This is a genomic window from Caballeronia telluris, from assembly GCF_001544495.1.
Taxonomy (GTDB): domain Bacteria; phylum Pseudomonadota; class Gammaproteobacteria; order Burkholderiales; family Burkholderiaceae; genus Caballeronia; species Caballeronia telluris.
On record NZ_FCNZ02000052.1, the window covers coordinates 1 to 18,718 of the forward strand.

General features: G+C 59.4%; 16 protein-coding genes and 1 pseudogene. 2 read left to right on the plus strand and 15 right to left on the minus strand.

The features are described 5' to 3' along the window. Window positions 1-143: 143 nt before the first annotated feature. From AWB66_RS30440 to AWB66_RS30500, 13 genes and pseudogenes are all read right to left on the minus strand, one after another. Window positions 144-497, minus strand: a complete 354-nt coding sequence (locus tag AWB66_RS30440; RefSeq protein ID WP_087633741.1) for a hypothetical protein — start codon at window positions 495-497, stop codon at window positions 144-146. Window positions 498-715: 218 nt separating this feature from the next. Continuing rightward, window positions 716-2,020, minus strand: coding sequence for an MFS transporter (locus AWB66_RS30445; RefSeq protein ID WP_062638992.1), 1,305 nt, complete (start codon window positions 2,018-2,020; stop codon window positions 716-718). A gap of 91 nt (window positions 2,021-2,111) precedes the next feature. Further along, window positions 2,112-3,401, minus strand: a complete 1,290-nt coding sequence (gene eno / locus AWB66_RS30450) for a phosphopyruvate hydratase (RefSeq protein WP_087633742.1) — start codon at window positions 3,399-3,401, stop codon at window positions 2,112-2,114. Window positions 3,402-3,409: 8 nt separating this feature from the next. Beyond that, the gene (gene pyk, locus AWB66_RS30455; RefSeq protein WP_087633743.1) at window positions 3,410-4,828 is read right to left on the minus strand and encodes a pyruvate kinase; all 1,419 of its coding nucleotides are present in this window, start codon (window positions 4,826-4,828) and stop codon (window positions 3,410-3,412) included. A gap of 2 nt (window positions 4,829-4,830) precedes the next feature. Next, on the minus strand, window positions 4,831-6,096 hold the full coding sequence (locus AWB66_RS30460) for a glycerate kinase type-2 family protein (protein ID WP_235021320.1): 1,266 nt from the start codon (window positions 6,094-6,096) through the stop codon (window positions 4,831-4,833). 347 nt (window positions 6,097-6,443) lie between these two features. Further along, on the minus strand, window positions 6,444-7,541 hold the full coding sequence (locus AWB66_RS30465) for a tartrate dehydrogenase (RefSeq protein WP_087633745.1): 1,098 nt from the start codon (window positions 7,539-7,541) through the stop codon (window positions 6,444-6,446). 150 nt (window positions 7,542-7,691) lie between these two features. After that, window positions 7,692-8,432, minus strand: a complete 741-nt coding sequence (locus AWB66_RS30470) for a 3-ketoacyl-ACP reductase (protein ID WP_087633746.1) — start codon at window positions 8,430-8,432, stop codon at window positions 7,692-7,694. A 66-nt stretch (window positions 8,433-8,498) separates the two neighbouring features. Further along, window positions 8,499-9,680 (minus strand): acetyl-CoA C-acetyltransferase, encoded by a 1,182-nt coding sequence (locus tag AWB66_RS30475; protein ID WP_087633747.1) that lies wholly within the window; start codon window positions 9,678-9,680, stop codon window positions 8,499-8,501. After that, window positions 9,673-10,170: a Fis family transcriptional regulator gene (locus tag AWB66_RS30480; protein ID WP_125469842.1), complete on the minus strand. Its 498-nt coding sequence runs from the start codon at window positions 10,168-10,170 to the stop codon at window positions 9,673-9,675. The genes AWB66_RS30475 and AWB66_RS30480 overlap by 8 nt, the downstream gene beginning before the upstream one ends. Before the next feature lie 85 nt (window positions 10,171-10,255). Then, entirely contained in the window at window positions 10,256-11,698 is a 1,443-nt protein-coding gene (locus AWB66_RS30485; protein WP_087633749.1) for an NAD(P)(+) transhydrogenase (Re/Si-specific) subunit beta, read from the minus strand. Continuing rightward, entirely contained in the window at window positions 11,699-12,019 is a 321-nt protein-coding gene (locus AWB66_RS30490; protein WP_087633755.1) for an NAD(P) transhydrogenase subunit alpha part 2, read from the minus strand. It abuts the gene before it with no gap. An 18-nt stretch (window positions 12,020-12,037) separates the two neighbouring features. Beyond that, a pseudogene (locus AWB66_RS30495) lies at window positions 12,038-13,185 on the minus strand (Re/Si-specific NAD(P)(+) transhydrogenase subunit alpha). A gap of 300 nt (window positions 13,186-13,485) precedes the next feature. Next, window positions 13,486-14,583 carry a tartrate dehydrogenase gene (locus AWB66_RS30500; RefSeq protein WP_087633750.1) on the minus strand — a complete coding sequence of 366 codons (1,098 nt, stop codon included), beginning with the start codon at window positions 14,581-14,583 and terminating at the stop codon, window positions 13,486-13,488. A 103-nt stretch (window positions 14,584-14,686) separates the two neighbouring features. Between AWB66_RS30500 and AWB66_RS30505 the strand changes: the two genes are divergently transcribed. Both AWB66_RS30505 and AWB66_RS30510 read left to right on the plus strand, forming a co-directional pair. Next, window positions 14,687-15,616, plus strand: a complete 930-nt coding sequence (locus tag AWB66_RS30505) for a LysR substrate-binding domain-containing protein (protein WP_087633751.1) — start codon at window positions 14,687-14,689, stop codon at window positions 15,614-15,616. A gap of 640 nt (window positions 15,617-16,256) precedes the next feature. Next, the gene (locus AWB66_RS30510) at window positions 16,257-16,733 is read left to right on the plus strand and encodes a lipocalin-like domain-containing protein (protein WP_159462976.1); all 477 of its coding nucleotides are present in this window, start codon (window positions 16,257-16,259) and stop codon (window positions 16,731-16,733) included. Window positions 16,734-16,833: 100 nt separating this feature from the next. Here AWB66_RS30510 and AWB66_RS30515 read toward each other — a convergent pair whose 3' ends face one another. Continuing rightward, window positions 16,834-17,355 (minus strand): SgcJ/EcaC family oxidoreductase, encoded by a 522-nt coding sequence (locus AWB66_RS30515; RefSeq protein ID WP_087633753.1) that lies wholly within the window; start codon window positions 17,353-17,355, stop codon window positions 16,834-16,836. Between the two features lie 228 nt (window positions 17,356-17,583). Beyond that, entirely contained in the window at window positions 17,584-18,084 is a 501-nt protein-coding gene (locus AWB66_RS30520) for a lipocalin-like domain-containing protein (protein ID WP_087633754.1), read from the minus strand. Window positions 18,085-18,718 lie beyond the last annotated feature (634 nt).

Here is an 18,718-nt window from a genome sequence, read left to right on the forward strand (position 1 = left end):
CCGCTGACCCGCATTGCTGACACACATCACGCGCTCTCCACCTTACTCCGAGGGGCGTCGTTCGTGGATCGCATACGGCTAACCGCCGGGCCCGCGATAAGGTTCCACGAGGAAAATCAGAACGTTCTTCTGGCGACGCAGGATTAGACCTTTTGCAAAGCGCTGATCAGCGTGTTGGCTTGCCCAACTAGGTAGGTCGCCGCATCCTGAGAAAGCTCGCCAGATGCAGCGTCGTTCTGGACGAGGGTCACGTACTGTCCAAGGGACGCTACCGCTTGGGTCAGGTATGTCCTGCCGACTTGCGTAAAGGCGCCATTTGCATCCGTGTTAGCGTACGCCGTCGCGATACTTATCGCTTCGGAGTCAACCGGCGCCAGAAGCGTAGCACTGTCGGGCAGGTAATACAGGTAGATGTACCAGCGCAAATTCAGGATCGAGGGCTTCTGCGGGAACAGCCACTGGTCGGCGCACAGCAGTACAGGGCTATCTCGTGCCAATTCGCGACTTCTCGTGGTTGGCGAGTGTCGAGTACCAGGGCCGCGGCCCTGATACTCGAAGTCCTGCAGCGAGGCTTGCTATGGCCAGGCGTTCTTCAGGCCGAAGCTGCTGGTAGCAGTTTTGTCCCGGCATTGCGACACCTTATAAGAGATAGATGTTGCAAATCGCTTTTGAAGCCGCCTTGGTTCCTTGTCCATCTTATGACGCACATTTACTTTCAATGCACGGCCGCACTGCCAGGCGTGACTGGCGACTTCTGCGAGCGAGCGAGCAGCAGCGTTACCACAGCGGACATCACAAGCAGGCCGGCAACAAAATACAGCCCACCAGCATAGCTGCCGGTCTTGTCCTTAATCCACCCAATCATCACAGGGCCGGCAAAGCCGCCGAGATTGCCAATTGAATTGATCGTAGCGATGCCCGTTGCTGCTGCAGCACCGGAGAGGAACATTGTCGGCATGGTCCACAGGGGAGGCTTCGCGCAGCTGATTCCAATATTGACCAGCGTCAGGGAAGCAATCAAACCCACAACACTGTTCGAAACCGCTGCAACCGCAAGCCCGATTGCCGCCGCCACGCACGCGATCACAACGTGCCAAGTGCGTTCGTTAGTCCGGTCAGAGTGGCGCGACCATAAGACCATTGCTACCACGGACACAGTGGGAGGAATCGCATTGAGCAAGCCGACCGTCATCGACGAGACTCCCAGTTGCTTGATGATCTGGGGCGCCCATATCCCGAGCGTATACAAGCCAGCGGAAGTACCGAAGTAGATCAGAGACAATGCCAGCACACGAGGATTGGCCAGGCCGCTGATAATTCCGTGCTTTGCGCCGCTCGAGCTTTTCCTTGCATTTTCCTCGTTCATTACACCGACCAGCCAGGCGCGCTCGTCGTCCTTAAGCCATTTCGCCTTTTCGGGTCTGTCCGTCATGTAGAAGAAGACGACGACACCCAAAATCAGCGCCGGAATTGCTTCGAGAATGAACATCCATTGCCAGCCGTGCAAACCCATAACGCCTTCCATTTCGAGTAAGGCGGCAGAGAGGGGCGACCCTAGCGCAGTTGATATCGGAGCCGCGGCCATGAAAAATGCGACCACCCCTGCGCGATGACGTGCAGGAAACCAATAGCTAAGGTACAAGATGATGCCCGGGAAGAAACCCGCCTCGGCGGCGCCGAGGAGGAACCGGACGATGTAGAAGCTTGTCGTCCCCGTAACGAAGGCCATGCACGCGGAGATGATGCCCCAGGTGATCATCACCCGAGCTATCCACAATCGTGCTCCTACCTTGTGTAGCGCGATGTTGGAAGGCACCTCAAACAGGAAGTAACCCCAAAAAAAGATGCCCGCACCGAAACCGAGGATCGAGGCGGTGAACCCCAAATCCGTTCGCATCGTTAACGAAGCGAAGCCGATGTTGACTCGGTCGATGTAGGCGATGAAGTACAGCAGCATGATGAACGGCACGATGCGCCAGCTAATCTTGCGCAAGGTCCGCTTTTCGAGATCGGTATCCATGGAATGTCTCCGTTTGACTAGTGATTGATAACAGCCGTCTGTGCGGCCTTTTATTTGTTGGATGCGCCAATTCACGGCGCGGCTTTACGTGTTACGTCCTCAGGACTTGAGCAATCGCCTTTGCCCCGCAGAAAGACGCCTCGGCACCGAGCTCGGCCTCGATCAACAGCAACCGGTTGTACTTGGCTACGCGGTCGGAACGACAAAGCGAACCGGTCTTGATTTGGGTCGCAGCAGTAAGGATGCTGAGGTCCGCAATCGTCGTGTCCTCCGTCTCGCCCGAGCGGTGCGAGATCACCGACGAATAGCCGGCTCGATCTGCCATTGCGATGGCAGCGAGCGTCTCAGTCAGCGTACCGATTTGATTCGGCTTGATCAGAATCGAGTTCGCCACCTTCTTTTCGATCCCTTCCTTCAGGATCTCTGTGTTAGTGACGAACAAGTCGTCGCCGACGAGTTGTACGCTGCTACCAAGACGATCTGTCAGGAGCTTCCAGCCCTCCCAGTCGCCCTCCGACATGCCGTCCTCGATCGAAACGATCGGATAGTCCTCGGCAAGCTTCGCCAGGTAGTCCACGAAACCCTGCGAATCGAAACTCCTTTTTTCCGACGCCAGCAGGTATTTGCCGTCGTGGAAAAACTCGGAACTCGCGGTATCCAGACCGAGGCCGATGTCTTTGCCGGGCGCGAAGCCGGCGGTTTGGATTGCGAGCATGATCGTGTCAAGCGCAGCTTCATTCGACGATAGATCGGGCGCGAAGCCACCTTCGTCTCCGACCGATGTCGACAGCCCCCGGCTCTTCAGCACGCTCTTGAGCGCATGAAAGACCTCGACGCCCCAGCGCAATGCTTCCGAGAAGTTTGGCGCGCCGAACGGCAGGATCATGAATTCCTGAAGATCGACATTGTTGTCAGCATGAGCACCACCATTGATGATGTTCATCATCGGCAAGGGCAAGCGAGGGTTCGGTGTCGTCGCGACGTACCGGTACAACGGCACGCCGGCGGACGCCGCAGCCGCCTTAGCCGCGGCCAACGAGACCGCGAGGATCGCGTTGGCGCCCAGATTTGCCTTTGTCGGCGTGCCGTCGAGTTCAATCATGCGGCGATCGATGCCTGGCTGGTCGGCAGCGTCGAAGCCGAGCAGCGCCTGGCGCAGCTTGCCATCGACGTGGCCCACCGCCCGCCGCACTCCCTTACCGCCATATCGCGACTTGTCACCGTCGCGCAATTCCAGAGCCTCACGGGCACCGGTCGATGCGCCGGACGGCGCAATAGCGAACCCTTTCGAACCATCGTCGAGCGTGACCTGTGCCGCGACGGTCGGATTGCCGCGGGAATCGAGCAGCTCGAAGCCCTTGACGTCTTGAATGCGTGTCATGTCGTCCCTCACTGGATTTGCGCAATGCGCAGCAGATTGGTGGTGCCTGGCGTGCCGAACGGCATGCCTGCGGAAATGACGACCGTCTGGCCAACCTCACCAAACCCTTCGTCGCGGACTGTCGCGCACGCAAGCTCGCTGACTTCGAGCAGGTCGATCACTTCGTCGCACAGGACAGGGTGCACGCCCCAGGCGAGCGCCAAGCGTCGGGCCGTCGCCTGCCGGGGCGTCATGCCGATGATCGGCGCGGCTGGCCGTTCGCGTGCCATGCGCAGCGCCGAATAGCCGGAACTCGTGTAGGCGACTGTCGCGACCGCGTTGAGCAGGCCGGTGACGTGGCGCATCGCATAGCCGATTGCGTCCGCCGTGTTCGCGCGCGGCGCCGCGTGCGAGGCCGCGATGACTTCCCGGTAGTAGGGATCGCTCTCGGTCTGCGCGATGATGAGGTCCATCGTCCGGACGGCTTCGACCGGATACTTGCCGCTCGCCGATTCCGCCGACAGCATCACCGCGTCGGCGCCGTCATAGATGGCGGTCGCTACGTCGGAGGCTTCGGCGCGTGTCGGGACAGGCGCCGTGACCATCGACTCCAGCATCTGCGTGGCGACGATCACCGGCTTCCCGGCCTTGCGGCAAGCGCGCACGATGCGCTTCTGGATCGCCGGCACCTGCTCGGCGGGCATCTCGACGCCGAGGTCGCCGCGCGCGACCATCACGGCGTCGGCTTCGTCGACGATCGCGTCGAGGCTGCCGATCGCCGCCGGTTTTTCCAGTTTCGCGACGATGCCGATGCGATCCCCGACGATCTCCCGCACCTCCCGAATGTCCTCCACGCGCTGCACGAACGACAGCGCCAGCCAGTCGATGCCGAGCGTCAGGCCGAATTCGAGATCGCGGCGATCCTTGTCGGTCATCGCAGAGAGTGGCAGCACGACGTCCGGCACGTTGACGCCCTTGCGCTCCGAAAGCGGCCCTCCGACAACGACCGATGTCTCCGCAAAGTCTGCCCCGCAGCGTTCGACGCGAAGCTGCACGCGGCCGTCGTCGAGCAGAAGGTTCGTTGCGGGCTTGAGCGCTGCGAAAATCTCCGGATGCGGCAGCGCCACGCGATTCGTGTCGCCGGGCGTGCTGGCGTCGAGATCCAGGCGGAACTTTGCGCCCTTTTCAAGTTTGATCGGGCCATTCGCGAACGTCCCAATTCGAAGCTTCGGACCCTGCAGATCCAGAAGCACACCGATCGGCCGACCGGCATCCTTCTCGATCGAGCGAATAGTCTCGAGCCGAAGTTGATGATCTTCGTGCGTGCCGTGGCTGAAGTTCAACCGGAAGACATCGGCTCCGGCGTTGAACAGCGCTTCAATGGTTTCGCGACTTGTGCTGGCAGGCCCAAGCGTAGCGACGATTTTGGCATTTCGATTGCGACGCATCTTTAGTTGCTCCTTGGATTGCCGTGCTGAGCGGCGATAAAAATGGCACGGAAGTCATTCACGTTGGTGAGCGTCGGCCCGGTGACCACCGAGTCGCCCAGCGCCTGGAAAAATCCGTGAGCATCGTTGTTTTCGAGGCGATCGGTGGGACGGATGCCGAGTTCTCGAGCACGCGACAGAGTGTCGGGCCTCAGCAATGCGCCAGCGATCTCTTCTTGGCCATCGACGCCGTCTGTGTCCCCCGCAATGGCAAATACCTCGGGCTCACCGTTTAGCGCAACGCCAAGGGACAGCAGGAACTCGACGTTGCGCCCGCCTCTACCGTTACCGCGAATGGTCACCGTGGTTTCGCCGCCAGATAACAAAATGCAGGGGGGCTCAAAGGGCTGTCCGCGGCGGTGTACCTGTTTAGCGATACCAGCCATGACTGCCCCTACATCGCGAGCCTCGCCCTCGATTGAATCACCAAGAATGTGAGCTTCGATACCGGCCGCTCGCGCCTCGCGTGCCGCTGCTTCAAGCGCGAGCTGGGGTGTCGCAATCAAATGGGTTTCGATATGCGGCAACCGAGGATCATCGGGTTTGAAGGTTTCGCTGCGGCCGCTTTCCAACAGCGCGATGACCGCAGGTGACACCTTGATCTCGTATCTCTTCAATACGGCCAGCGCGTCGGCGCAACTCGTGGGGTCAGGTACGGTCGGTCCCGATGCGATATCGGCTGCAGCGTCTGCCGGCACATCTGAGATGATCAGATTGACCACCCGAGCCGGGTAACAAGCCGCTGCGAGCCGACCACCCTTGATCGCCGAAAGATGTCTGCGCACACAGTTCATCTCCGAGATCGTCGCGCCGCTCGCAAGTAGCGCTTGATTGATGTCTTGCTTGTCTTGCAATGTCATGCCTTCGGCCGGCAGCGGCAGCAGCGACGATCCGCCGCCCGAAATGAGGCATAGGACCAGATCTTCGGCAGTCAGCCCTGACACACGTTGAAGCATTCGTTTGGCTGCGGTAAGCCCGGCTTCATCCGGGACTGGGTGTGCTGCCTCGATGATCTCAATTCGCTTACACGGGACCGCGTAGCCGTAGCGGGTCACAACGATTCCTTCCAGCGGACCCTCCCAGTGATCTTCGACCGCTTTGGCCATTGCCGCCGAGGCTTTGCCGGCACCAATCACAATGAGTCGCCCGCGCGGAGGGGTGGGGAGAAAATCGGGTACCCGCAATGAAGGCTGTGCAATCGCGATTGCCGCATTGAACATCCTTTTCATCAAGCGGTCGGCGTCGAGTTCGCCACTCACGCTGACATTGGATGACGGCGAAGCGGAGGTTGAATCTTTCATTTGTCGTCCCGCGCGCTGGCTACGTGTGCGACGAGAAAAATGAAAGGCGAAAGATGGGTCGAGGCAAACATCGTGTCTCCTGCTTTTGTGCCTAATCCGTAGGGACGAGCTTCATCCGCCACGCACCATTGCGGCTTTGTCTGAATATCTATTGCGTCAACTGAAACTAGCGACGAGGCGCCTAGTTAAGAAGGGCGTTCGAATCACGGCACTCCGCCCGCAGCCTGCCGACTGGGCAGGTTTGCGGTGCGAAAGATCAGAGCCGGCTATCGGCCCTATGTGGTAGCTTTAGCTGCAGGTGCCTCGACCTTGTCGAGCAGTGCGCACACCGCTGCGGTCACTTGTGCGGTCGTCGCCTTGCCACCGAGATCGCCGGTGTGCAGAGACGGGTCGCCGGTAACCGCTTCGATTGCTTGCATCACACGCTTGGCCGCTTCAACTTCGCCAAGGTGTTCAAGCAGCATCACGACCGACCAGAAAGTGCCGACCGGATTAGCAAGGCCTTTACCCATGATGTCGAATGCAGAGCCGTGGATCGGCTCGAACATCGACGGATAGCGACGCTCCGGATCAATGTTGGCAGTCGGCGCGATGCCCAGGCTGCCAGCGAGTGCCGCAGCCAGATCGCTGAGAATGTCGGCGTGCAGGTTGGTAGCGACGATCGTGTCAAGCGTTGCCGGCCGATTGATCATGCGGGCGGTCGATGCATCGACCAACTCCTTATCCCACTTGACGTCGGGGAATTCCTTGGAGATTTCAAGTGCGATTTCATCCCACATCACCATGGCGTGACGTTGCGCATTGCTCTTCGTGATCACCGTGAGCAGCTTGCGCGGACGCGATTGCGCGAGCTTGAACGCGAAGCGCATGATCCGCTCGACCCCTGCGCGGGTGAGAATTGACACGTCCGTCGCGGCTTCAATCGGGTGGCCTTGGTGGACTCGACCGCCCACACCGGAATATTCGCCTTCAGAGTTTTCACGCACGATGACCCAGTTCAGATCCTCGGGGGTGCAACGCTTGAGTGGCGCGTCGATGCCCGGCAGGATCCGCGTCGGCCGCACGTTGGCGTATTGATCAAGGCCTTGGCAAATCTTCAGACGCAAGCCCCACAGCGTGATGTGATCCGGGACATCGGGGTCGCCCGCCGATCCGAACAGAATGGCGTCTTTGTCGCGCAAGGCGTCAAGACCGTCCTCGGGCATCATCACCCCGTTTTTACGGTAGTAGTCAGCGCCCCAATCGAAGTCCTCAAATTCAAAGGCGAAAGTCTTGTTCTTGTTAGCGAGCGCTTCAAGAACTTGACGGCCGGCCGGTACCACTTCCTTGCCAATGCCATCACCGGGAATCGTTGCAATGCGATAGGTCTTCATGTCTCCGTCCTTAAAATAGGTTGTGTGAGTGAACTTTACAGCGCATCCACCCTTAAAACCGGGTTGAGATTCAAAGCATCTTTAACTTGAACTCACAAGTACTGGCACGAAAATAATGACGGGCTGTCTGTTTTTCTCGATTCACCATACTTATCCCATATGAAGACCGCCGTTCAGCGAGAAATCCGCGCCGGTTGAGAATCCCGACTCTTCAGAGGCCAGCCACGATACGATCGAGCCGATTTCTTCAGGACGGCCGAGGCGACGCACCGGAATCGTCGCAACGATCTTCTCGAGCACTTCCGGACGGATCGCCTTCACCATGTCCGTGCCGATATAGCCCGGCGACACGGTGTTGACGGTCACGCCCTTGGTCGCCACTTCCTGCGCGAGAGCCATCGTGAAGCCGTGGATACCGGCCTTCGCTGTCGAATAGTTTGTCTGGCCGAACTGACCTTTCTGGCCGTTCACCGACGAAATATTGATGATCCGGCCGAAGCCGCGCTCAACCATCCCGTCGACCACTTGCTTCGTCACGTTGAAGAGGCTCGTCAGATTGGTCTCGATGACGGCCGTCCAGTCTTCGTGCGTCATCTTGCGGAACACGACGTCGCGTGTGATGCCGGCGTTGTTGACGAGAATGTCGATCTCGCCCACTTCAGCCTTGACCTTGTTGAACGCGTTCTTGGTCGACTCCCAGTCGCCGACGTTGCCTTCTGACGCGATGAAGTCGTAGCCGTTCGCCTTCTGCTCCTCCAGCCACTTCACGCGGCGCGGAGAGTTCGGGCCGCAGCCCGCGACGACCGTATAGCCATCCTTATGTAGACGCTGGCTGATGCTCGTGCCAATGCCACCCATGCCGCCTGTCACATACGCTATACGTATTGTCATGTCTGCCTCCATAAAATGCCGAAGCCGGTGATTGGCTTCTGCTGCTGCACGACTCTCTCGTCCTACCTATGGGCGCTCGACTGCCAGCGCCACCCCCATGCCGCCGCCGATGCACAGCGACGCCAAGCCCTTCTTCGCGTCGCGCTTCTGCATTTCGTGCAGCAGCGTGACGAGAATGCGGCAGCCGGATGCGCCGATCGGGTGACCGATCGCGATCGCACCGCCATTGACGTTGACCTTCGACGTATCCCAGCCCATCTGCTTGTGGACCGCGAGCGCCTGCGCCGCGAACGCTTCGTTGATTTCCATCAGGTCCAGATCGGCCGGCGACCAGCCCGCGCGTTCCAGACAGCGCTTCGATGCCGGCACCGGGCCCATGCCCATGATCTTCGGATCGACGCCCGCGTTCGCATACGCCTTGATGCGCGCGATCGGCGTGAGGCCGAGCGCCTCGGCCTTCTTAGCCGACATTACGATCACGGCCGCCGCGCCGTCGTTCAGGCCCGACGCGTTCGCCGCCGTCACCGTGCCTTCCTTCGAGAACGCCGGCTTCAGGCCCGCGAGCGATTCAGCCGTCACGCCGTGGCGCACGAACTCGTCGGTGGCGAACTTGAGCGGCTCGCCCTTGCGTTGCGGGATGTCGATCGGGACGATTTCGTCGTTGAAGCGGCCCGACTTCTGCGCGGCCTCGGCCTTGTTCTGCGAGAGCGCCGCGAACTTGTCTTGGTCCTCGCGGGAGATGCCGAATTCCTTCGCGACGTTCTCCGCCGTCACGCCCATGTGGATCGAGTTGAACGCGTCCCACAGGCCGTCGACGATCATCGAGTCGATCAGCTTCGCGTCACCCATGCGGAAGCCGTCGCGCGAGCCCGGCATCACGTGCGGCGCCGCGCTCATGTTTTCCTGGCCGCCGGCGATCACGATGTCGGCATCGCCCGCGATGATCGCGTTCGCCGCCAGCATCACGGCCTTGAGACCGGAGCCGCAGACCTTGTTGATCGTCATGCCGGGCACCGACGTGGGCAGGCCCGCCTTGATGACTGACTGGCGCGCCGAGTTCTGGCCGGAGCCGGCCGTCAGCACCTGACCGAGGATTACTTCGCTGATCTGCTCCGGTTTGAGGTTCGCGCGTTGCAGCACGGCGCGAATCACGGCTGCACCCAGATCGGGCGCCGCAATCTTCGCGAGCGACCCGCCGAATTTGCCGACCGCTGTCCGTGCGGCCGATACGATCACTATGTCAGTCATGTTCAGTTTCCTCGTTGCAAAGAATTACGTTTAGCTTTCCTTCAACCTCACCGCCTTCCTCTGGAACACGCGTGGCGTCTCGGACCCGCGTGCGATCTTCGCCGTCGCGCCGTTGCGACTGTTCCGAAACGAGGCTAGCCCCGAAAAACTTTAGAAGATGGGAATGCGCAGCCTGCAATTCACTGAGGGTGACAAGCGCGAGCTGGCAGTCAAACAGCGTCAGAACTTCCCCAAAAAGCGCACAGGTATCGCTGTCCGCTAACCAGACGCCAGTTGCTAAACCCGTCCGCCGGCACAGCAACACAGCCTCCTTTGCCTCACAGAAGAGCCCTTCCCGCACTGTCAAAGAACGCGTTCGACTAAGAAACATCGCCGTGAATAAGGCTTGCGCAATGCTTCCCAAGTGGTATTCATTGCCTTGTCCGCTGCGGATAGCTTCCAACGTTAAGTGGTAGCCGAGCGATACTTCGCGCGCTGCTGCCGGTTTCATTGGAAGCAGTAGCGAGTCTCTCCGAGACGGACTTGCCTGCATCACCGCGGATCGAGCCTTCGTTTTCCTGGTCATAGCGATTCGGTCAGTCCACCGCCTTCATCATGTCTTCCACCACCTTCTTCGCATCGCCAAAAACCATCATCGTCTTGTCCATATAGAACAGCTCGTTGTCGAGACCGGCATAACCCGCCGCCATCGACCGCTTGTTCACGATGATCGTTCTCGCCTTATACGCTTCGAGAATCGGCATTCCCGCGATCGGCGATGTCGGATCGGTTTTCGCCGCCGGGTTCACCACGTCGTTGGCGCCGAGCACCAGCACCACGTCGGTCTGGCCGAACTCGCTGTTGATGTCCTCCATCTCGTGGACCAGCTCATACGGCACTTCCGCTTCCGCCAGCAACACGTTCATATGCCCCGGCATCCGACCCGCCACAGGGTGAATCGCGTACTTCACGTCGATGCCTTTCTCGACCAGCTTGTCGGTCAGTTCCTTCAGCGCGTGCTGGGCGCGAGCGACCGCCAGCCCGTACCCCGGCACGATCACCACGCTTTCCGCGTTGCCGAGCATGAACGCAGCGTCATCTGCCGAACCGGACTTGACCGGCCGTTGCTCCGTCGAACCGCCCGTCGCCGCCGCACCGCCTTCGTTACCGAACCCGCCGAGCAACACGTTGAAGAACGACCGGTTCATCGCACGGCACATGATGTACGACAGAATCGCACCCGACGAACCCACGAGCGACCCCGCGATGATCAACATCGGATTGTTCAGCGAGAAGCCGATACCGGCGGCCGCCCACCCCGAATACGAGTTGAGCATCGACACGACCACGGGCATATCCGCCCCACCGATCGGGATGATGATCAGCACGCCGAGTCCGAACGCGATCAGCGTCATCAGCACAAACGGCAGCCACGACTGCGTCAACATGAAGAAGATGCCGAAGCCGAGCATCGCGATCGCGAGCAGCAGGTTGATCATGTGCTGGCCCGGATACACGACCGGCGCGCCCTTGAACAAGCGGAACTTGTACTTGCCCGAGAGCTTGCCGAACGCAATCACCGACCCGGAGAAAGTGATCGCCCCGACGAACGTGCCGATGAACAACTCGACGCGATTGCCGTAAGGAATCAGATAGCCGGGAGGCGCGAGCCCGAACGCCGACGGTTCGGCGACCACCGCATACGCAATGGCGACCGCAGCGAGACCGATCAGCGAGTGCATTGCGGCGACGAGTTCGGGCATCTTCGTCATCTCGACTTTCGCCGCGATGTACGAGCCCGCCGCACCGCCGATGATCAGCGCGGCAAACAAGAGCCCGAGGCCGAAGCCAAGATTGGACCCGAGAAGCGCCGCCTGCTTCACGATCAGCGCGAGCGTCGTGAGGATGGCGATCGCCATGCCGGTCATGCCGAACGTGTTGCCGAGCCGCGCGGTCTTCGGATTGGACAAGCCCTTCAGCGCCTGGATGAAACACACCGAGGCGACGAGATACAGGAGAGTGACGACGTTCAGACTCATTTACGTGCCCTCCTTGCTCGCGAGCTTCTTGGGCTCTTTCTTCTTGAACATTTCGAGCATGCGTCTCGTCACTAAAAATCCGCCGAACACGTTCACCGCTGCCAGCACCACAGCCAACGTCCCGAAGAACTTGCTCGTGCCGCTGACCGTGAGTCCGGTCGCGAGCATCGCGCCGACGATCACGATCGCGGAGATCGCGTTCGTCACCGCCATCAGCGGCGTGTGCAGCGCGGGCGTGACGTTCCACACCACGTGATAGCCGACGTAGATCGCCAGCACGAAGATGATCAGGTTGATCACCGTGTGATTGATGATGTCCACTTCCATGTCTATGTCCCCTTACGCCGATGCCGGCCGCGTGACTTGTCCGTCGCGGCACTGGAGCGTGGCCGCGACGATATCGTCCGCGAGATCGATGTTGAGCGTGCCTTCCTTCGAGATGATCAGCTTGAGGAAGTCGAGCAGGTTGCGTGCGTAGAGCGCGGAGGCATCGGCGGCGACCATTGATGCGAGATTGGTATAACCGACGATATGCACACCATGCTTCATCACCGCCTGATCGACTTCGGTCAGCGGACAGTTGCCGCCCTTCTTGCCTTCATATTCGGGACCACGGCCCGCAGCGAGATCGACGATCACGGAGCCCGGCTTCATGTGCTTGACCGTTTCGACGGACAGCAACGTCGGCGCGGGGCGGCCCGGAATCAACGCGGTGGAGATCACGATGTCCGCGAGCTTCGCACGCTCGTGCACCTGAGCGGCTTGACGCGCGAGCCAGCTTGGCGGCATCGGGCGCGCATAGCCGCCCACGCCTTCGGCCGCTTCGCGCTCTTCATCGGTTTCGAAGGGCACGTCGACGAACTTCGCACCGAGCGATTCGATTTGCTCCTTGACGGCCGGCCGCACATCGGACGCTTCGACCACGGCGCCTAAGCGCTTGGCCGTCGCGATCGCCTGCAAGCCCGCGACGCCCGCGCCGAGAATCAGCACGCGCGCGGCTTTCACCGTGCCGGCGGCGGTCATCAGCATCGGCATGAAGCGCTGATACAGATTGCACGCGACCAGCACCGCCTTGTATCCCGCGATGTTCGCTTGCGAGGACAGCACGTCGAGGCTTTGCGCGCGCGTCGTGCGCGGCGCAGCTTCGAGCGCGAACGCGGTGACGCCTGCCGCAGCCAATCGGGCGGCGTTGTCGGTATTGAAGGGATCGAGCATGCCGGCCAGCACGCTGCCTGACTTCAGCAGCGGCAATTCGGCTTCGCTCGGGGACTGGACTTTGAGAACGATCTCGGCGGAGAAAGCAGTATTCACATCGACCAGCTCGGCGCCCGCAACGGCGTAAGCATCGTCGATATAGCTTGCCGGCAAGCCCGCGCCGCTTTGCACCGTGACCCGGTGACCTTGCGATACGAGTTTCTTGACCGTCTCGGGCGTCGCGGCGACGCGCGCCTCGTTCGCCCGCGTTCAGCAGGCACTCCGATGTGCATATCTTGTCTCCAAAAGCGTTCACGTCGGATTCGAATGCCGCCTCTCAGAGGCACTGCCGATCTTCGCTGCGCAGATTAGCGCTTATAGCGTTGCTCGTCGCGGTGTAGGGTGTAGGTAGCTGCTCCATCAAGGAGGGGCAATGCAGCAACGTTCGATCGACTGCGCATTAGAACCATTCTCATGACATTCATGGTCGGCTCGCACACCGCTTGAGCTGAGACTGAGTAGCCGCATCTAATGATGCTTGGATGGTTCTACAAATCAGCAGATCGTTGTTGCTAGACTATGCCTGGTCCATATCAGGTGGTAACTTTAGCTGCAGGTGCCTCGACCTTGTCGAGCAGTGCGCACACCGCTGCGGTCACTTGTGCGGTCGTCGCCTTGCCACCGAGATCGCCGGTGTGCAGAGACGGGTCGCCGGTAACCGCTTCGATTGCTTGCATCACACGCTTGGCCGCTTCAACTTCGCCAAGGTGTTCAAGCAGCATCACGACCGACCAGAAAGTGCCGACCGGATTAGCAAGGCCTTTACCCATGATGTCGAATGCAGAGCCGTGGATCGGCTCGAACATCGACGGATAGCGACGCTCCGGATCAATGTTGGCAGTCGGCGCGATGCCCAGGCTGCCAGCGAGTGCCGCAGCCAGATCGCTGAGAATGTCGGCGTGCAGGTTGGTAGCGACGATCGTGTCAAGCGTTGCCGGCCGATTGATCATGCGGGCGGTCGATGCATCGACCAACTCCTTATCCCACTTGACGTCGGGGAATTCCTTGGAGATTTCAAGTGCGATTTCATCCCACATCACCATGGCGTGACGTTGCGCATTGCTCTTCGTGATCACCGTGAGCAGCTTGCGCGGACGCGATTGCGCGAGCTTGAACGCGAAGCGCATGATCCGCTCGACCCCTGCGCGGGTGAGAATTGACACGTCCGTCGCGGCTTCAATCGGGTGGCCTTGGTGGACTCGACCGCCCACACCGGAATATTCGCCTTCAGAGTTTTCACGCACGATGACCCAGTTCAGATCCTCGGGGGTGCAACGCTTGAGTGGCGCGTCGATGCCCGGCAGGATCCGCGTCGGCCGCACGTTGGCGTATTGATCAAGGCCTTGGCAAATCTTCAGACGCAAGCCCCACAGCGTGATGTGATCCGGGACATCCGGGTCGCCCGCCGATCCGAACAGAATGGCGTCTTTGTCGCGCAAGGCGTCAAGACCGTCCTCGGGCATCATCACCCCGTTTTTACGGTAGTAGTCAGCGCCCCAATCGAAGTCCTCAAATTCAAAGGCGAAGGTCTTGTTCTTGTTAGCGAGCGCTTCAAGAACTTGACGGCCGGCCGGTACCACTTCCTTGCCAATGCCATCACCGGGAATCGTTGCAATGCGATAGGTCTTCATGTCTCCGTCCTTAAATTATGTGTGGGCGGACTTTACCGACCTTTTCGCGGATAGACCGGTGCTAAACTTAAAGCGACTTTAACTTCAAGTTACAAATTCTGGCATGGCCGAAACCGTCCATCCGTCCGATTTGAGTTTTTTTTCCACGCTCGCTGCGGCCGGAAGCCTCAGTGCCGCAGCGCGCGAACTCGGCCTAACCCCGGCTGCCGTTAGCAAACATCTTGCACAGATGGAGAGCAGAGCGGGCGTGCCGTTTATTAATCGCACCACCCGACGGATGATGCTTACACCGGAAGGCGATCTCTATCTTGAGCATGCCCGTCGAATTCTTGATGAAATAGACGAGCTGGAAGAGCTACTCGGAAATGCGAAAAAGAGCCCAAAAGGCTTGCTGCGTGTTAATGCGACACTGGGCTTTGGTCGCAGCCATGTCGCGCCCGCTATTTCTCGCTTTGTAGCGAAATATCCTCAAGTGTCCGTGCAGCTTCAACTATCCGTCACGCCCCCGCCACTTACAGATGACGCCTTCGACGTTTGCATTAGATTCGGCGAACCTCCAGACACCCGCGTGATCGCACGACGACTGGCACCGAATAGACGGTTGTTGTGTGCTGCGCCGGCTTATCTCGCTCGTCGAGGCATGCCGACTGCCCCGCATGATCTGACCAAGCACAACTGCATCGGTATTCGGCAGGGAGACGAAGCTTACGGCGTATGGCGGCTGACTGCAGGCAGAGGCGCCTCTCGCAAAACGGAGGCCGTCAGGATCAATGGCAGCCTCACCACGAATGACGGGGAAATTGCTGTGAAATGGGCGCTTGAAGGTCACGGCATCTTGATGCGGGCAGAATGGGACATCTGGCAGTATCTGGAAGACAAGCAACTCATTGCTGTGTTATCAGAATACGAAACGCCCAACGCAGACATTTTTGCTGTTTATTCGCATCGACATCAGATGTCAAATCGGATCCGCGCTTTCGTCGATTTTGTGGCGCTAGAACTGAGAATGGCATCGTGCGAGCATCAAGCATAGTCGTCATTTCCGTTGGCTCCCGGAATGAGCGAGTGTGTTCTCCACTGTTCGCCTTTTTTCGATAGGTCAACTACCGTCAATACTAGCAACTTGCGCATCGCCGCTTGAAGGGCCGGTTCTTGAGCGAACCGGACGTCCGCATGTCCGAGCGGTGGTGCGAGCGAACGCCGCTTCATGGCCGGGGAGCCGCGGTTCCCCATGTTCACCCAAAGCAGCCAAACGATCTCCTCTTTTCTCGGCTTGAGGGCACCCTTTGCGGAGCCAGAATCCGAGGCATCCGTCGGCCGTACCGGCCGTTCTTCACTGGATCCCGCTCACATCGCTCTTCCGCCGACGTTCTGTATTGCTGCTAAACAGGAATGTCCAGACTCTCGGGCGTCGTCAGGGTGTTTTAGCTGCCTAGCGAAGGAAAGTGCTGCACCTTTTTCTTCAAAACGCCAACCAGCGGGCCTGTCTGGCCGCTCACAATGGTAAACCTATCATTTGCGTTACAAACCGCTAATATTCCGTCACGCGCTTCTGCACGGGCGGGCAGGCGAACGGGGATGTATTTGAGTGACCTTGCATCCGGCCCGAAATGATTGCAGAGAAGCGGCACGATGGCTGTCTCCGATGTCTTTCACGATCCAAGGAGAGCTCAATGGAACAACGTGGCCTGGTTAAGAAAACCGTATTCGCTGTTCTGTGCGCAAGCGTCGCGCTGCCAGCGGATGCGCAGAATCTGAAACAGCAGGTGGTCGGCACCTGGACCTTGACATCAGGATCGGAGAAGCTCGCAAATGGCAAGACAATCGTTCCTTGGGCTTCGGGCAACCTCATGCTCGATTCGACCGGCCATATGGCGTTTTATCTCGTGGGCAAGGACCGCCCGAGGACAATTGCCAATCCAAGCGTGCCTATCGGTCCCGTCATCGCGTACTACGGAACATATACGGTCGACGAGTCTGCCAGCACGCTAACTTATAACGTCGAATCCAGTACCTCGCCGGCGTTCGACGGAGCGGTCCGCAAACAGAAGGTCGTCTTGAGCGGCGATATGCTGACGACGACCGGCTCTCCCGTGAAGACTTCCGATGGAGAAATCGTCCCGACCAACGAATGGAAGCGAGTCAAGTAGAAGGTATCCGACTCGATAAATCGATGACACGTCAATCTGGGCCGTTTGCCGTCTATCGCGACTGGCCGAACTGCTCGCAGCATTACCCACGCTTCATCTGTCACGGCGCGGCAGCACCTTGACTCTTCGAGCTAGCCTCAAACGGCTTTGTTCGTGTATTTTGGAAAGCGGCAACCCGCCAAACCCCGGACTCCCTCACGAATACTCGGAGGCTTAGCTCCCGTTGCGCGGGCAGTGCCTGTCCCTCAGCATTTACTAGTCCGCTCAGCTCGTTGGTAACGTGTGCGAGAGCAACGTCTGGCCGAATAAATCGGATTGCCACGCCGCGGGTTTCGAGCGTTGCGTTCCTTGCCCTTGTGCTCAGAATGGCAGCCAGCACCTTTTTAATATCAGCCCTTCCCTTTGCCACATCACCGCGGACACTGACGAAGTCGGCATCCTCCGTGTACATCCGGGTGGCTGCCTCCGCATCGTGGCTGTTAAAGCCGTCTGTCATCTCAAAGATCACTCGTTCAATCGCAGATTCGTCATGAAAACTACTTGCGCTGTCCAGCAGAGTAATTTGCGAGCAGCCAATACTGCAACTGATCGCCGCAACCGCCATGAAGGATGTTGTCCACATCTGTACGTGTCTCACATTTCCCCCTGGTTGAATCTCGACGCGTCAGGGAAGCGCCAGTCGGTGGTCGAACGGCCCTTTTGACGGCCGCGAGACTTCTCGAGATTTGCGCGCCGCTGTTCCTTCAGCGGTGAGTTCCGCGCCAGCGAAAAGGGAGGCACTTTCCGACCACCGGTGCTCGCGATGCTCTGGCGGACACCGACGCCACCAATAAGGCTATTAGCACGTGATTCACTTCATTCGTTGCCACACCACCTTGGCTGCTCCATAACCGAAGCTGCCCGGGGTGACATAGGTCAAACGATCGCCGTCAATGGTGAACGGGCGCCTCTGCACATCTGCGTCCCAGTTAGGAAACGTGCTTCGCTGGATGTGAAAGACGATGACGTGCGCGGCGGTGTCTACCGTATATGTGCCGAAATGAGCAACATTTCCCTGAACAATTCGTGTGTTCTCGTCGACGGTTCCCTGCAGCCGGTTGCCCGAACCGAATTTCGGCAAGTTGGCGCGAACACCGACCAGTGCATAGCGGCCGTCGTTCCCGAACACGAGCAGACCTTCCGGATGCGCGCCCAGCAGCTCCTCTTCGGTTCCGCTTCGGGTGACAGTTAGCGAGACCAGCGACCACGATCCGGCCAAGCTGAGAGATTGCGCGCGTGCGCCCGGCACTGCGATATACATGGAAAGGACCACGATCGCGACGAGGGCCAAGGCTTTGAGTGCTGCATTCATGGCTATCTCCAGCGCCTCACGGCATACGGTCCGCAAAATCCGACACGCACTTCCCGGCTACATCAATTCGATGCACGAGATGATGCGAACGTCAGTCGAAGCGTGTCATCCGTGCGTTAGTCTGCAGCGGTGCAACGCTGAAAGAATACTAGGGGTTTCTCACGCAAAAGATAGATTTGATGCTGCGACCGGCTGGACAATCCGGCGGGCAGCGTTTGAGGAATAGGGAGCAGGCGACTTCACAACGAGAATATGAAGCGGCTCCTTATCCGCAAGGCAGTTACAACACTGACGGAATGCAGCAATCAAACATGTCCCCGGGGGCTTGCGATTTCTGAGGGGCATGCCCCAATACCGGGGACGAGCTTCAGCCGATTCCTGTTCAATAGCCCACTCCAGGGTCAGTGGACGACCTCAGTCGGCGTGCAAACCGACTTTTGGATGTCACATAGCAATCGAGAACCGACGGCCGGGTCTGGCCGGCGGCCGCCCGGCGCGGTCGGCCGAACCCGACCCACAGCCGTCACTCGCGCTGTGTAGGATTCAACGGCGGCTAAAGTTTAGGTTTGTAGGATGCCTGCCCTTCACCGTGCAGCTGGGCCCGCACCAAAGGCGCATGCGGGCAGGCGTCGTA

Coding starts and splice junctions, on each gene's coding strand:
- eno (WP_087633742.1), bottom strand. CDS start 3,401: ATGACACGCATTCAAGACGTCAAGGGCTTCGAGCTGCTCGATTCCCGC.
- AWB66_RS30510 (WP_159462976.1), top strand. CDS start 16,257: ATGGAACAACGTGGCCTGGTTAAGAAAACCGTATTCGCTGTTCTGTGC.
- AWB66_RS30470 (WP_087633746.1), bottom strand. CDS start 8,432: ATGACAATACGTATAGCGTATGTGACAGGCGGCATGGGTGGCATTGGC.
- AWB66_RS30505 (WP_087633751.1), top strand. CDS start 14,687: ATGGCCGAAACCGTCCATCCGTCCGATTTGAGTTTTTTTTCCACGCTC.
- AWB66_RS30515 (WP_087633753.1), bottom strand. CDS start 17,355: ATGTGGACAACATCCTTCATGGCGGTTGCGGCGATCAGTTGCAGTATT.
- AWB66_RS30475 (WP_087633747.1), bottom strand. CDS start 9,680: ATGACTGACATAGTGATCGTATCGGCCGCACGGACAGCGGTCGGCAAA.
- AWB66_RS30445 (WP_062638992.1), bottom strand. CDS start 2,020: ATGGATACCGATCTCGAAAAGCGGACCTTGCGCAAGATTAGCTGGCGC.
- AWB66_RS30500 (WP_087633750.1), bottom strand. CDS start 14,583: ATGAAGACCTATCGCATTGCAACGATTCCCGGTGATGGCATTGGCAAG.
- AWB66_RS30520 (WP_087633754.1), bottom strand. CDS start 18,084: ATGAATGCAGCACTCAAAGCCTTGGCCCTCGTCGCGATCGTGGTCCTT.
- pyk (WP_087633743.1), bottom strand. CDS start 4,828: ATGCGTCGCAATCGAAATGCCAAAATCGTCGCTACGCTTGGGCCTGCC.
- AWB66_RS30485 (WP_087633749.1), bottom strand. CDS start 11,698: ATGAGTCTGAACGTCGTCACTCTCCTGTATCTCGTCGCCTCGGTGTGT.
- AWB66_RS30460 (WP_235021320.1), bottom strand. CDS start 6,096: ATGAAAAGGATGTTCAATGCGGCAATCGCGATTGCACAGCCTTCATTG.
- AWB66_RS30480 (WP_125469842.1), bottom strand. CDS start 10,170: ATGAAACCGGCAGCAGCGCGCGAAGTATCGCTCGGCTACCACTTAACG.
- AWB66_RS30465 (WP_087633745.1), bottom strand. CDS start 7,541: ATGAAGACCTATCGCATTGCAACGATTCCCGGTGATGGCATTGGCAAG.